Here is a 14117-nt window from a genome sequence, read left to right as displayed (position 1 = left end):
CCGCGGCCATGCTGATGTGCGGGTCCAGACCGCTGGCCGAGGCGCTGACCAGGTCGACCGGCACCGGCGCGGTGTTGCCCGGATCGGCGGCCTTGAGCGCTTCGATGCGGCCCTTCACGGCGTCGACCAGCGCCGGGTTCGTCGGCCCCTGGTTGGAGCCGCTCGACCCGGTGGCGTTGTTGGCCATCGGTCCGGTGGCCGACGGACGGCCCCAGAAGTAGCGCGGCGACGAGAAGTTCTGGCCGATCAGCTCCGAGCCGACCACCTTGCCGTCGTGCAGGAGGAGGCTGCCCTCGGCCTGGAACGGGAACATGGTCTTGGCGACGCCGGTCACCAGCGCCGGGTACAGCAGGCCGGTGACGGCGCTCAGCAGCACGAAGCCGACGAGGGCCGGGCGCAGCATGCGCAGCGGCGAATGAGAGGTGGATTGCGTGGTTGTCATGATGGAGTCCTCCGCGTCACACGAGGTGGAGCGCGACCAGCAGCAGGTCGATCGCCTTGATGCCGACGAACGGCACGATCAGGCCGCCCAGGCCGTAGATCCACAGGTTGCGGCGCAGCAGCGCGGCCGCGCCGATGGGCCGGTAGGCGACGCCCTTGAGCGCCAGCGGGATGAGCGCGACGATGATCAGCGCGTTGAAGATGACCGCCGACAGGATCGCGGACGCCGGGCTGTGCAGGCCCATCACGTTGAGCGCGGCGAGTTGCGGATACACGCCCAGGAACATCGCCGGGATGATGGCGAAGTACTTGGCCACGTCGTTGGCGATGGAGAAGGTCGTCAGCGAGCCGCGCGTCATCAGCAGCTGCTTGCCGGTCTCGACGATCTCCAGCAGCTTGGTCGGATTCGAATCGAGGTCGACCATGTTGCCGGCCTCCTTCGCGGCCTGCGTGCCGCTGGCCATCGCCACCGCCACGTCGGCCTGGGCCAGCGCGGGGGCGTCGTTGGTGCCGTCGCCGGTCATCGCGACCAGGCGGCCTTCGGCCTGGTAGTCGCGGATCAGCTTGAGCTTGGCCTCCGGCGTCGCCTCGGCGAGGAAGTCGTCGACGCCCGCCTCGGCCGCGATCGCCGCGGCGGTGAGGCGGTTGTCGCCGGTGATCATCACGGTGCGGATGCCCATCCTGCGCAGCTGCGCGAAGCGCTCCTTGATGCCGCCCTTGACGATGTCCTTGAGCTCGACCACGCCCAGCACGCGGGCCTGACCGTCGTTGAGGTCGGCGACCACCAGCGGCGTGCTGCCGCGGCGCGCGACTTCCTCGGCCACCGCGGTGACCTGCGCCGGCATCTGGCCGCCATGCAACTCGACGAAGCGGCGGATCGCGTCCACCGCGCCCTTGCGCAGCTGGCGCTTGGGCGCGGCCGCATCGCCGAAGTCCACGCCGCTCATGCGGGTCTGCGCGGTGAAGGGCACGAAGTGCGCCTGCAGCGTCGCCAGCTCGCGCTCGCGCAGGTTGAAGCGCTGCTTGGCCAGCACGACGATGGAGCGGCCTTCCGGCGTCTCGTCCGCCAGCGAGGCGAGCTGCGCCGCGTCGGCCAGCAGCTGCTCCTGCAGCGTCGGGGCCGGCAGGAAGGCGCTGGCCTGGCGGTTGCCCAGCGTGATGGTGCCGGTCTTGTCGAGCATCAGCACGTCGACGTCGCCGGCGGCCTCGACCGCGCGGCCGGAGGTCGCGATCACGTTGGCCTGCATCAGCCGGCTCATGCCGGCGACGCCGATGGCCGACAGCAGGCCGCCGATGGTCGTCGGGATCAGGCAGACGAGGAGTGAGACCAGCGCGGTGATGGACACCACGGTGCCCGCGCCGGCGGCCTCGACCGCGAACAGCGAGTACGGCAGCAGCGTCACGGTCACGACCAGGAACACCAGCGTCAGCGCCACCAGCAGGATGGTCAGCGCGATCTCGTTGGGCGTCTTCTGGCGCTTGGCGCTCTCGACCATCGCGATCATGCGGTCGAGGAAGGCCTCGCCCGGGTTGACGGCGATGCGCACGACCACCCAGTCCGACAGCACGCGGGTGCCGCCGGTGACGGCCGAGAAGTCGCCGCCGGACTCGCGGATCACGGGCGCGGATTCGCCGGTGATGGCGCTCTCGTCGACCGAGGCCACGCCTTCGATGACCTCGCCGTCCAGCGGCACCAGGTCGCCGGCCTCGACCAGCACGACGTGGCCCTTGCGCAGCTCCTCTGAGGGGACCGGGTGCCAGGACGAGCCGTGGCGCGGCGTCTCGAGCTTCTTCGCCCAGGTCTTGGCCTTCAAGCCGCGCAGCGAGGCGGCCTGCGCCTTGGAGCGGCCTTCGGCCAGCGCCTCGGCGAAGTTGGCGAACAGCACGGTGAACCACAGCCACAGCGCGATCGCGAGCATGAAGCCGGGGCCTTCGGCGCCGGCCAGCCCGGGGTTGGCGAAGCTCGCCAGCCACAGGCCGGTGGTCAGGATGCTGCCGGCGTAGACGACGAACATCACCGGGTTGCGCAGCTGGGTCGCCGGCGCGAGCTTGATGAAGGAATCGCGGATCGCCGGCTTCACCAGCGCGGGATCCCACATGCCGGTCTTGGCGTTGGCGCGCGGGGGCTGCGGGTCCTGTCCTTGCGGGCCGGAGGATCCTTGAGAACCTTGCGGTCCCGTGGCGACCTTGGCGCCGCCGAGGACCTCGGTGCGTGCCGAAGCGGGCACCGACGTATGGAGGGTCTTGAGTTGATTGGTCATGATGGGCTCCGAAGGGTCACTTCCAGAGCATCAGGTGCTCGACGACGGGACCCAGCGCGAGCGCGGGCACGTAGTTCAGCAGGCCGACCAGGAGGACGGTGCCGATGAGCAGGACGACGAACAGCGGGCCGTGGGTGGGCAGCGTGCCCTCGCCGACGGGGATGCGCTTCTTGGCGGCCAGGCTGCCGGCGATGGCCAGCACGGGGACGATGACCAGGAAGCGGCCGAGCCACATCGCGATGCCGAGCAGCGTGTTGTAGAACGGCGTGTTGGCGGACAGCCCGGCGAAGGCGCTGCCGTTGTTGTTGGCCGCCGAGGTGAAGGCGTAGAGGATCTCGCTGAAGCCGTGCACGCCGGGGTTGGCGATGCCGGCCTTGCCGTCGCCCGCGAGGACCGCGATCGCGGTACCCGCGAGCACGACGATGGGCGTGACGAGGATGGCGACGGCGCTCATCTTCATCTCGAAGGGCTCGATCTTCTTGCCCAGGTACTCGGGCGTGCGGCCGATCATCAGGCCGGCGATGAACACGGCCAGGATGGCGAAGACCAGCATGCCGTAGAGGCCCGTGCCGACGCCGCCGAAGACGACCTCGCCCAGCTGCATCATCACCAGCGGCACCGCGCCGCCGATGGGCGTGAAGCTGTCGTGCATCGCGTTGACCGCGCCGCAGGAGGCGGCCGTGGTCACGACGGCGAACAGCGAACTGGCGCTGATGCCGAAGCGCGTCTCCTTGCCTTCCATGTTGCCGCCGGCCTGGAGCTCGGTGGCCTGGATGTCGACGCCCTGCGCGGCCACCAGCGGATTGCCGGCCTGCTCGGCGGGCGTGGCGATCAGCACGCCGACGATGAACAGCGTGCTCATCGCGGCCAGGATCGCCGCCCCTTGCCGACGGTCGCCGACCAGTTGCCCGAAGCTCAGGCACAACGCGGCCGGGATCACGAAGATCGCGACGATCTGCAGCAGATTGGTGAACGGCGTCGGGTTCTCGTACGGGTGCGCGGAGTTGGCGTTGAAGAAGCCGCCGCCGTTGGTGCCCAGCATCTTGATGGCTTCCTGCGACGCGACCGGGCCCATCGCGAGCGACTGCTCCCGCGTGTGCTGGTTCTCCATCACCGGCTCGCCCTTGGCGTCCTTCAGCGGCTGGCCGTCGGCGCCGAGCTTGGGCGTCTGGTAGTCCTGCGCCTCGACCGTCTGCACGGTCTTGTAGCCGTCGAAGTTCTGGATCACGCCCTGCTGGACGAAGATCACGGCGAACACGATGGACAGCGGCAGCAGCAGCCACAGCGTGCAGCGCGTCATGTCGGCCCAGAAGTTGCCGACGTGGCCGGACAGGCGCGAGGCAAAGCCGCGGATCAGCGCGAACACGACCGCGATGCCGGTGGCGGCGGACAGGAAGTTCTGCACCGTCAGCGCGAGCATCTGCGTGAGGTAGCTCATCGTCGACTCACCGCCGTAGCCCTGCCAGTTGGTGTTGGCGACGAAGCTGATGGCGGTGTTGAACGACGAGTCCGGGCTGATCGCGCCCATGCCCTGCGGGTTGAGCGGCAGCACGCCCTGCAGGCGCTGCAGCGCGTAGACGGCGATGACGCCGATGAAGTTGAAGATCAGCAGCGCGACGGCGTACTGCTTCCAGCCCATGCCCTCGTCCGGCTTGATGCCGGCGAGGCGGAAGATCGGGCGCTCGACGGCGGCGAGCCAGCCGGGCATCTGCCCTTTGGCGAGCGCCGTGATCCAGCGCGCGAGCGGCCAGGCCAGCGCCAGCGTGACGACGAGGTAGAGGGCCAGGTTGCCCCAGGCGAGGGTCGTCATGTCAGAACTCCTCCGCCCGCCACAAGGCGACCAGGAGATAGACGAAGAGACCGGCGGAGATCGTTCCGGTCAACCAGTAGAGCGCGGTCATTGCTTGGCCTCCAGGCGATGGCTGGCGACTGCCAGGCCCACGGCCACGAGGAACAGCACGACGCTCAATCCGAGAAAGAGTGCATCCATGTTTTTGCGGTCCCATGCCCTCTCGATTGAGGGCGGGATGGGATGGATGGACTCTAGGAACCGGCGCGTCAAGGGGCTGTAGAAGCTGGACGGCCGGGTATCAAGATTTCATAAAGACCGCCGGGCTCCTGGGCCGCAGGGTGGACGACAGCCGGGTCAATCCCCGACCCGGGCGAGAGATGTTTCAAGATGAAGCAGTCGTGACGTAGTCGACGTTCGCTCGGGAAAATCCGGGCTTGCGGTTATTGCATAGCGATTACGTCAATGACGTCGCCGAAGATCCTCGCCTTTCCAAAAGCGCCAGGAAGTCAGCTTCATGAACCGCCGTCACCTGCTCCAGAACTTCGCTGCCCTCGCGGGCGCCGGCAGCCTGCCTGCCTTCGCCGACACCTCGCGCATCCTGCTGGGCCAGTCCGCGCCCTTCAGCGGCCCGGCGAAGGAACTGGGCGAGCAGTTCAAGGAAGGCGCGATGCTGGTCTTCGACCAGGTCAACCAGCGCGGCGGCGTGAACGGGCGGCGTATCGAGCTGCGCAGCATGGACGACGGCTACGAGCCGGAGCGCTGCGCGGCCAACACACGGCGCCTGATCGAGGACGGCGTCAACGCGCTGTTCGGCTACGTGGGCACGCCCACGACGCTGGCGGCGCTGCCGCTGCTGACGGCGGCCAAGATCCCGCTGGTGGCGCCGTTCACCGACGCCGAGGCGCTGCGCGCGCCCTTCAACCGTTTCCTGTTCCACATCCGCGCGTCCTACAACGACGAGGCGGCGGAGATCGTCAAGCAGCTGGTCTCGGTGGGCATCACGCGCGTGGCGGTGTTCTTCCAGAACGACGCCTACGGCCAGGCCGGTCTGGCGGCGGTGACGGCGGCGCTCAAGCAGCACAACCTGGCCCCGGTGTCGCAAGGCACGGTGGAGCGCAACTCGGTGGACGTGGCCGCGTCGCTGACCGCGGTGATGGCGGGCAAGCCCGAGTGCATCGTGCAGGTGGCGGCGTACAAGTCCTGCGCGGCCTTCATCCGGGGCGCGCGCAAGACCGGGTTCCTGGGGAACTTCTACAACTTCTCGTTCGTCGGCGCGCAGGCGCTGGCGGCGGAGCTGGGCAAGGACGCGCGCGGCGTGGTGGTGTCGCAGGTCGTGCCCTTCCCGTTCTCGGGCCTGACGCCGATCGCCGGCGAGTACCTGCAGCGCGTGAAGGCGGCGAAGGCGGAGCCGAGCTACACCGGCATGGAAGGTTTCATCGCCGCCAAGACCCTGGTGGAAGGGCTCAAGCGCGCCGGCAACGACCCGACGCCGTCCAACATCATCAACGGCCTGGAAGCGCAGAGCCAGCTCGACCTGGGCGGCTTCTTCCTCAGCTTCTCCGGACAGAAGCACGCCGGATCTCGGTACGTGGACATGACGATCCTCACTGAGGACGGGAAGGTCCGGCGCTGACAATCCGGCGGCCACTTCCGGCCGCCTGAGAGAGTCCTCGCCGATGCGACCATCGACACCGCGCCTGTTCCTGCTGCTGGCCGCACCGTTCCTGCTTTGCGCGTGCCAGTCCGCAACACCCACGGTTTCAGCGCCGTCCACGACTGACGGGCAAGACCTGACCCCGGACGCCCGCATCGAACGCATCGAACGGGGCCTCGTTCCCCTGGACGCCTCGCGTCGGGAAAGCGGCCCGCCCCGGTCGATCGCCGAGCGGATGGCGGATCTCCACGTTCCCGGTCTGAGCATCGCGCTCTTCGATCAAGGGCGTCTCCAATGGGCGCGGGGTTACGGTGTCCGCGACGCCATGACCCGCGAACCCGTCGATCCGTCGACCTTGTTCCAGGCTGCGTCGATCTCCAAGCCCGTGAGCTCGGTCACCTTGTTCCGGCTCGTGGAGCAGGGAACGCTGACGCTCGACGAGGACGTGAACGACCGGCTGCGCAGCTGGAAAGTGCCGGAGAACGCCTTCACGCGGGTCGAGAAGGTCACGCCGCGCCGCATCGTCACCCACATGGCCGGCCTGACCGGTCATGGCTTCGGCGGCTACGCGCAAGGGGAGGCACTGCCGACCGTCCAGCAGATCCTCGATGGCACGCCGCCCGCCAACTCTCGCGCCGTGCGCGTGGACACCATTCCCGGAACGCTCGAACGCTATTCCGGCGGGGGCTTCATGGTGCTGCAGCTGCTGATGGAGGAGGCCTCAGGGCGCCCTTTCATGACGCTCGCGGACGAGGCCGTTCTGCAGCCCGCGGGCATGCGGGACAGCACGTTCTCGCAACCGCTGCCCGCCGCGCTGGCTGATCGGGCCGCGGCGGGTCACACGTCGGATGGCGCGCGCCTGAAGGGCCGTTATCACACCTATCCGGAACTCGCCGCGGCGGGTCTCTGGACCACGCCGTCCGACCTCGCCCGGTTCATGCTGGCGGTCGGCCACTCGTACCGTGGCGAGCCGGACGGACTGCTCAACCCATCCAGCGCGCGCACGATGTTGACCAAGGTGCCCGGCGGGGACGGTCAGGGTTTCGATCTCGCCCGCACTGGCGATGCGCTCCGCTACAGCCACGCTGGCGGCAACGCGGGTTTCCGGTGTTACGCGGTGGCCTTCGCCGGCACCAGCCGCGGTGTGGTGCTGATGACCAACGCCGACGAGGGCGACCGCCTGGTTCGCGAAGTGACGCGGGCCATTGCGCGCGAGTACGGCTGGCCGACGCTGCGCGATTGAGCGCCGGATCGGCTCAACGAGGGAAGGACACGATGCTGCCGTCGAGCGGCAGCTCATTCTTTCGTGGCGTCGCCTTCACCGCGGAGGCGCCGGAGGGCGTCGTCGGATCGAAGGTCTCTTCGATCTTGCCCTGCCCCAGCAGCGTGAAGGCCTCGACGACAAAGGGCAGCCCCTGCGAGTGCTCGAACGTCGGCCGATCGCTGAGGTGGAAATGCAGGTGCGGCGCGCCCGCGCTGCCGGTCTGGCCAAGCTGCGCCAGCGTGGCGCCTCGCTTCACCCGCTGACCGGTTCGCACCTGGACGCTGCCCGCCCGCAGATGGGCGTAGTGGGCATAGATGCCCGGCGCGAGGCGCAGCACGACGAAGTTGCCGTAGAGGGTGCGCGCCGTCAGGTCGTCCGGCCCCTCCAGGGGGCGCAGCGGCTTGCCGTCGGCGATCCCGTCGCGGGCGTCGACGACGACGCCGTCGGCCACCGCCAGCACGTCCTGCCCGAATCCGATCCAGTCCTCGTCGACGCTGGTGGTGAGGTCTTCATGCTTGCTGCGCAGCGAATGGTTGGCTGCATCCAGCCCGAACCAGTCGATAGCGAAGCGTTGCGGAATGGACAAGGTCCCGTCGATGGCGACCATGCCGCCCCAATGGTGGGACAGGGCATTGCCCGGCCCCTCGGCAGCCAGCCACTGGCCGCCGCGCAACGGGGCGGCGATGCGGATCGGCGCCGTGGCGACGACGCGCGTCCGCACGTCGTCGGCGCGCTGGAGCTCGCCCTTGGCGGTCCGGAAAGTCAGCTGATGCCGCAGGCTCGCGGGCGGCGTCCCGGCGGGCAGGTTCAACCACAGGAAGAGCGTCAGCGAGCGCCCCGATGCCACGCCCAGCCCATCCTTCGGCGCATCGTCCGGCGCGACGCGGTTGAGCAGGCGATGGAGTTCGGCGCCCTCGACGGTCAACAGCGGCGCCTTGCCCGCATCGGTGAAGACGTCCAGCCGGGTCAGCGTCAGCGGGTTGTCCTCGTCCTGGAAGCTGGTGAGGCGCAGCTCGTAGGCGAGATGCCTCGCCCCGTCGCTGCCGGGAACGACCTGGGGCGCGAACAGGATCCGTGCTTCCACTTGGGCCTGATGCCATGCGGGTGCGGGTACCGCGCCATCGGCTTGAACCGCGGCCGCAGCCAGAGAGGCGAAGACCAGCGTCACTGCAGTCACATACCGGGCGAGCTTCATCGATCCACCATCGCTTCCATGTCCTGACGGGCGGCTGCCTCGTTGGCGGCGGATTTCAACACGACGGCGCGGCGCCTCGAACGGGATCCGCGCCCTTCCCGCTCACGCCCCTCCCTCGTCGATTCGCGCCGATGCCCGCCGCTTCATCTGAAGCGCAAGGACTGACCCCGGACAACTTCCTAGAGTGCGCAGCATCGACCCGATCCCCGGGTCGCCTCATGGAGTCTCCGATGTCGATCCGCCCTTCCCGTTCATCCGCCGCCGTCGCGCTCATCGGCGCTGCGCTACTGCTGGGAGCGTCGCAGGCACGCGCGGCCGACCTCGAGCTCGAGATCAGCGGCGTCACCACCACCGGCGCGGACAAGCCCAGCCAAGTGCAGGTCGCCGCCTACGCGTCCGCCGACATCTGGTTGAAGAAGCCCACGGCCACGGCACGAGTGGCGTCCGCCGAAGCTCGCGATGGCGTCCTCAAGGTCCGCTTGAAGGGTCTGCCCGATGGCCCCGTGGCCATCGCGATCTACCAGGACCTCAACGGCAACGGCAAGCTCGACATGAGCGTGATCCACATCCCGGTCGAGCCCTACGCGTTCTCGCGCCAGGCGCAGGGCAACTTCGGTCCGCCAACGTTCGAGCAGGCGGCGCTGCCTGCGGGGACGACGCGGCACTCGATCCAGTTGCCTGCGCAGCACTGAGAGCCCCGCTTGGGGGTCAGACCTTGCCTTGAATTTCCATCATCAGAAGTTCAAGTCCAGCCCGAGCCACGTGCCGACGGTGAACGTCAGGACCAGGAGGACCGCGACCAGCACCACGAAGACAGCAACCAGTTTGGCGCACGCGCGGAGCACCGCGCGCTGCTTTTCCGCGCCGTGCTTCTTGCCCTGGTCGTAGTGCCACTTGATGGCGTAGAACATGCCGATGCACAGCACGGTGGCCTTGAACGCGATGAAGAGTGTGGGGACCCATTCCATGATGGTGGGACTGTGCTCCCGCCGGCCCGAAAAATACAGATTCAGATTCCTGTAAAAACACCGGATCAGATGGGCGACTGAGAGGGAAATCACAGTGACCGGGAGGTAGCCGATACAGTGCGGTCGTTCCACGCGACAGTCCATATCAGCATCCCACCCCATGAAGCGCTACGAAGCCCTTGCCGATGATCTGGCGGCGTCCATCGCCTCGGGCCAGTTGCGCCCCGGCGACCGCCTGCCCTCGGTCCGCGAGGCGAGCAAGGACCGCGGTGTCAGCCCCTCCACGGTCTTCGAGGCCTACTACCTGCTGGAGGCCCGCGGCCTGATCGAGGCGCGGCCGCGGTCCGGCTACTTCGTCAGCCAGGCGGCGATCCCGCACCCCGAGCCCCACGCGTCGGATCCGCTGGCCGAAGAGCGCAGCGTCGAGGTGTCGGAGTTGGTGTTCCAGGTGCTCGAGCTGTCGCGCAACCGGGCCGTCGTGCCGCTGGGTTCGGCGTTTCCGAGCCCGACCCTGTTCCCGCTGGACAAGCTGACACTGGCGCTGGGCAAGGCCGCGCGCGGGCTGGACCCGTGGCGCACGGTCGAGGACCTCTCGCCGGGCAGCACCGAACTGCGGCGCCAGATCGCCTTGCGCTACCTGGGCGCCGGGTGCAAGGTCGACGTGGACGAGGTCGTCGTGACCAACGGCGCGATGGAGGCCCTGAACCTGTGCCTGGAGGCGGTCACGAAACCGGGGGACCTCGTCGCCATCGAGTCGCCGACCTTCTATGGCGCCTTGCAGGCGCTGGAGCGCCGCGGGCTCAAGGCGGTCGAAGTGGCCACCCATGCGCGCACCGGCGTCGACGTGGCGGCGCTGGCGGCCGTCCTCGACCGCCATCCGGTCAAGGCGTGCTGGCTGATGCCGAATTTCCAGAATCCGTTGGGCAGCCTGATGCCCGATGCCGCCAAGGCGGCGCTGGTCGCGCTGCTCGCCGAGCGGGAGATCCCGCTCATCGAGGACGACGTCTACGGCGAGCTGTATTTCGGCTCACGCCCGCGGCCCGCCAAGGCCTGGGACAAGGCCGGCCTGGTGCTGCACTGCAGCTCGTTCTCGAAGTCGCTGGCGCCCGGGTTCCGCGTCGGCTGGGCGGCTGCGGGCCGGTTCGCGCGGGACGTCAGCCGTCGCAAGCTCATGAGCTCGTTGGCCACTCCGGTCCCGATGCAGGAAGGCTTGAGCGAGTACCTCCGGCGCGGCGGCTACGACCGGCACCTGCGGCAGCTCCGGCAAGCGCTCGTCACCAACCGTCAAGCCGTGCTGAGGACCATCGCCAAGTGCTTTCCTCCAGGCACCCGCGTCACCCAACCGGAGGGCGGTTATTGCGTCTGGGTCGAGCTGCCCGCCCAGATCGACGCGCTGGAACTGCACCGGGTCGCCCTGTCCCATGACATCAGCATCGCGCCGGGGCATCTGTTCTCGGCAGATCGCCGTTTCACTCACCACTTGAGGCTCAACTTCGGGCATCCGGACAACCCGCAGGTCGAGGGGGCGCTGAGGACTCTGGGGCAGATTGCAAAGGCAGTCGGACCTGCATAATTCTTGCAATTCAACAAGAACCTGGAGCTGGGCGGATGATCCGACGTCTCATGTCCGCGGCAGTCGTCGCTGTCGCACTCGGTCTGGCCGGCTGCGCCACCAATGAATTGTCGGGACAGCGAATGGCAGCGCCCGGCGAGCGGGTTCCATTCAAGTCGGTGGATGTGGTCTTTGTCAATCAGACACAGCTGAAGGAGGCCGATGGCAGCGGATCGATCAGCGATCAGATGGCCAGGCGCACCACGGCGGAACTGAACCTGTCCATGCGCGAGATGCGCCTGGGCACCAAGGAGGCCATGGAGGCGCGCGGAATCCCGGGGCGTACCCTGATGATGTCCGAACAGTTCCCGGCGACACCGGGTGCCCTTCGACCCAGCCACGTCCTGTTCGTCAAGATGGAGCGGGCCCAAGCCCATCTGTCGATGCCGATCGAGTTCTTCTGGAATGCCGAGATCCAGGAAGTGGCGACCGGCCAGACGCTGTGGAAAGGCCATGTCGCTCTGAGATCCGGCGGTGACGGCATCAGCGCAGAGGCGCAGGAACAGAGCAAGAAGGAAAAGCGCAGGAAGTTCGGCGACAGCCTCATCAAAGCGCTGCAGGACGCCGGGGTGATCACGGCACCCAAGAACGGCTGAGCCTCACAGACGGAAATTGGAACAGGCCCCAGACTCCCGCCCTCTTTGCTTCGCTCACAACCATGCCCAACTGGTTTCCCCGATCCACCGCTTCCCTCTTGGTGCTCGCGCTCTGCGGCTGCGCCGCGACATCGAAGCAGGCCTACCCAGGCCCCCAGAGGCCCTATGCCGAAGTGGCGACGATCTACGCGGAAGGGTTCAGCGGCGCGGGAGCCGCCATCACCTTCAAGCTTCAGGAAGTTGACGGTCAGAAGATTGATGAAGGCGCTGGGGTGGCCTGGATCGTTGACCTGCTACCCGGCGAACATCAGCTCAAGATCTGGACGAACCGGGTGGTGGGCTTCTACGGCGGCTACATCCGTGCGCGGCAAGGTGCCAACACGTACGCAGTGACGGTGGCTGCCGGTGACGTGCTGGCCTTGTGCGCCGACAAAGGCGGGCTCCTCCTGAAGAAGGCCGCCAGCGATCCCTCGGGCGAGTTGCGCCGCAACAAGGCGATTACCCGGCCCATCTGTGACCCTGTGCAGTGACCTCGGCGCTGGGCGCCTCGACACCCACCTCCCCAGCGCGTCACAGGAAACGGAAGATGCTCGATCTGCACGCCCCCATTGAACCCGGCAAATCGGCTGCGGGCTTCGAAATCGGGCAATTGCTCTCCGATATCGAATCAGAGTTGAAGGACCGGCGTGACGTCACTTATGTCCCTGGCTTTGATCTGAACGCGGCACTCAGCGCAAACGCCGGCGCTCTTGTTATTCGCGGCATGGGTTCCGGGGCTTCCATCCATTTCGGCCAGGATGTTGTGCGTCTCATTTTCTCGAGCGATGGTCGCCTCGGCTGCATCTACGTCTTTGACCAGAAGTCTGGAACGCACCAAGGAATGGGCTATCTGGGCTCGTACAAGGGCGTAGGCACCGGTGAGCCACTTTCGAAGTTGACGGATCTGGAGCCCTATGAGTACGACGACGGGGATGAGATGTACTACCGCCTTGATGCTGCTGGGGACTACCTGCCCGGCTTGGCCATCGCCGCGAACAACGCGGAAGTTTCCGAACATGGATCCACGCTGATCGATGGCTACTGCGTCCACGATTGGACCGTGTTCAACGCGAAGAGCTGACCCACACCTGCGGTGACTGTAGTCGGATTGCGAGCGCCGAGCCCGTCGTCAGATCCGCGCGCAGGCAGATCGCATGGGAGCCGAGACGCGGTCCGAAGATCTGCGGCTCGGTCATGCCCCAGCCGTGCTGCAGGTGGATCAGCGTCTGCTGATCGCAACCCGCGAGCGGATGCCGCGCGCGGAGCGGCTTGTCGGACTCGTCGATGCGTGCTTGTTGGAAACTTGCCATGTCGTACTACCTCGATCAAGGTTGGACGCCACCGGCTCCGACGTTGAAGGCGACATGCCTCCGGATCGACCGAAGAGGTGGGCGAGATGTCAAAAGCACGGCAAAGACGTGATGGCCGTCCTCGCGGAGTGGCCCATCTCGCCCGTGATCGAGAGATCAAGGACGCGAACACCGATCGTAGGATCGGCGCCGGAATTGCACGGCGCTTTTGAAACACCGGGGTCCATGCTGCGTCCGATCGGGACTTCGATCTCTGATCTATATCAAAGACTTCTGGCGATTCGTTCCTCGGAGGGAATGCGGGGGATGGACTCCCACCTTTGAGGGTCAGGACTTGTCAGTTCGGTTTGGCGCCCGTCGCTGCCCGCCTCAGCTCTGTGCGATGAAAGATCCTGAACTTGATAGGCTTGCGGAGCGATCAGAATCCCACCACAACCGCCGGCGAAATCGGCGCAACAAAGGCTGAAGTTAATGCGCGAGTTCCTTGACGCCAGAGGAAAGACAATGAGACTACTGGGCATCAGCGGCCGAGACGCATTCGAGGGCCTGCTCGAGGGCAACGCCTTCATGATGCGCAAGCTCCGCTTGATGCGGGCGCGTCAGTCCATGAATACTCCAGGCAACCACGTAGCGGGCCTCGATGAACTGGAGCGGGAAATCGCGATGCTGGATTTCCACACGGACATCTGGCCTCCGCGCGAGGAGTGGAGTGCCCGGCTTGTGGGCTGCGACGATTGGTCCACCAAGCAGCTGGTGTCGCTTCATCTGACGTGGTATCAGGGCTGTGAAGATCCTTTCGCGAGACTCTCAGAGCACATTTCCAAGTTGGACGTCGCGACTCAAGGCAAGCGAATTCCCATGGATCTCGATTGAAGGGAAAAGCACTTCGATCTGGACGTCCTGACTAGTCAGTGCGCTGCCCCCCGCGTTGTCTGCGGCAGCTGTCGCCACATCCCTGGCACACTGCGCCCAGACTGCCTTGAGG

General features: G+C 67.0%; 15 protein-coding genes. 8 read left to right on the top strand and 7 right to left on the bottom strand.

Annotated elements, in window-relative coordinates:
* The 4 genes from kdpC to kdpF form a co-directional block, all read right to left on the bottom strand.
* On the bottom strand, positions 1-442 hold a 442-nt coding region (gene kdpC, locus VF536_RS20640), incomplete at its 3' end, for a potassium-transporting ATPase subunit KdpC (protein ID WP_331616749.1).
* Between the two features lie 16 nt (positions 443-458).
* Positions 459-2540, bottom strand: a complete 2082-nt coding sequence (kdpB, locus tag VF536_RS20635) for a potassium-transporting ATPase subunit KdpB (protein ID WP_331616750.1) — start codon at positions 2538-2540, stop codon at positions 459-461.
* 178 nt (positions 2541-2718) lie between these two features.
* Positions 2719-4512, bottom strand: coding sequence for a potassium-transporting ATPase subunit KdpA (kdpA, locus tag VF536_RS20630; RefSeq protein WP_331616748.1), 1794 nt, complete (start codon positions 4510-4512; stop codon positions 2719-2721).
* 1 nt (position 4513) lies between these two features.
* Positions 4514-4603 (bottom strand): K(+)-transporting ATPase subunit F, encoded by a 90-nt coding sequence (gene kdpF / locus VF536_RS20625; protein WP_067270469.1) that lies wholly within the window; start codon positions 4601-4603, stop codon positions 4514-4516.
* 405 nt (positions 4604-5008) lie between these two features.
* Between kdpF and VF536_RS20620 the strand changes: the two genes are divergently transcribed.
* Both VF536_RS20620 and VF536_RS20615 read left to right on the top strand, forming a co-directional pair.
* The gene (locus VF536_RS20620) at positions 5009-6127 is read left to right on the top strand and encodes an ABC transporter substrate-binding protein (protein WP_331616747.1); all 1119 of its coding nucleotides are present in this window, start codon (positions 5009-5011) and stop codon (positions 6125-6127) included.
* Between the two features lie 43 nt (positions 6128-6170).
* Positions 6171-7391 carry a serine hydrolase domain-containing protein gene (locus tag VF536_RS20615; protein ID WP_331616746.1) on the top strand — a complete coding sequence of 407 codons (1221 nt, stop codon included), beginning with the start codon at positions 6171-6173 and terminating at the stop codon, positions 7389-7391.
* Positions 7392-7404: 13 nt separating this feature from the next.
* On the opposite strand, the gene VF536_RS20610 is transcribed toward VF536_RS20615, so the two are convergent.
* Positions 7405-8496, bottom strand: a complete 1092-nt coding sequence (locus tag VF536_RS20610) for a M23 family metallopeptidase (RefSeq protein WP_331616745.1) — start codon at positions 8494-8496, stop codon at positions 7405-7407.
* 341 nt (positions 8497-8837) lie between these two features.
* Between VF536_RS20610 and VF536_RS20605 the strand changes: the two genes are divergently transcribed.
* Entirely contained in the window at positions 8838-9299 is a 462-nt protein-coding gene (locus tag VF536_RS20605; protein WP_331616744.1) for a DUF2141 domain-containing protein, read from the top strand.
* 42 nt (positions 9300-9341) lie between these two features.
* On the opposite strand, the gene VF536_RS20600 is transcribed toward VF536_RS20605, so the two are convergent.
* A complete protein-coding gene (locus VF536_RS20600; RefSeq protein WP_331616743.1) occupies positions 9342-9575 on the bottom strand; it encodes a hypothetical protein in 234 nt (77 codons plus the stop codon).
* 160 nt (positions 9576-9735) lie between these two features.
* On the opposite strand from VF536_RS20600, the gene VF536_RS20595 reads away from it, so the two are divergent.
* The 4 genes from VF536_RS20595 to VF536_RS20580 all read left to right on the top strand — a co-directional run bounded on the left by VF536_RS20595 (position 9736) and on the right by VF536_RS20580 (position 12903).
* Positions 9736-11148 carry a PLP-dependent aminotransferase family protein gene (locus VF536_RS20595; protein WP_331616742.1) on the top strand — a complete coding sequence of 471 codons (1413 nt, stop codon included), beginning with the start codon at positions 9736-9738 and terminating at the stop codon, positions 11146-11148.
* Positions 11149-11183: 35 nt separating this feature from the next.
* Complete coding sequence (locus VF536_RS20590) at positions 11184-11783, top strand: hypothetical protein (RefSeq protein WP_331616741.1); 600 nt, start codon at positions 11184-11186, stop codon at positions 11781-11783.
* A 98-nt stretch (positions 11784-11881) separates the two neighbouring features.
* Positions 11882-12313 carry a hypothetical protein gene (locus tag VF536_RS20585; RefSeq protein WP_331616740.1) on the top strand — a complete coding sequence of 144 codons (432 nt, stop codon included), beginning with the start codon at positions 11882-11884 and terminating at the stop codon, positions 12311-12313.
* Between the two features lie 56 nt (positions 12314-12369).
* Positions 12370-12903, top strand: a complete 534-nt coding sequence (locus VF536_RS20580) for a hypothetical protein (protein WP_331616739.1) — start codon at positions 12370-12372, stop codon at positions 12901-12903.
* On the opposite strand, the gene VF536_RS20575 is transcribed toward VF536_RS20580, so the two are convergent.
* Positions 12887-13132, bottom strand: a complete 246-nt coding sequence (locus VF536_RS20575) for a hypothetical protein (RefSeq protein WP_331616738.1) — start codon at positions 13130-13132, stop codon at positions 12887-12889. The genes VF536_RS20580 and VF536_RS20575 overlap by 17 nt on opposite strands.
* A gap of 504 nt (positions 13133-13636) precedes the next feature.
* Here VF536_RS20575 and VF536_RS20570 point away from each other — a divergent pair.
* On the top strand, positions 13637-14005 hold the full coding sequence (locus VF536_RS20570) for a hypothetical protein (RefSeq protein ID WP_331616737.1): 369 nt from the start codon (positions 13637-13639) through the stop codon (positions 14003-14005).
* The last annotated feature ends 112 nt before the right edge of the window (positions 14006-14117 follow it).

Source organism: Roseateles sp., from assembly GCF_036486225.1.
Lineage (GTDB): Bacteria > Pseudomonadota > Gammaproteobacteria > Burkholderiales > Burkholderiaceae_C > Roseateles.
The sequence above is the reverse complement of the archived record's forward strand: the minus strand, read 5'-3'. Positions and strand labels throughout refer to the sequence as shown.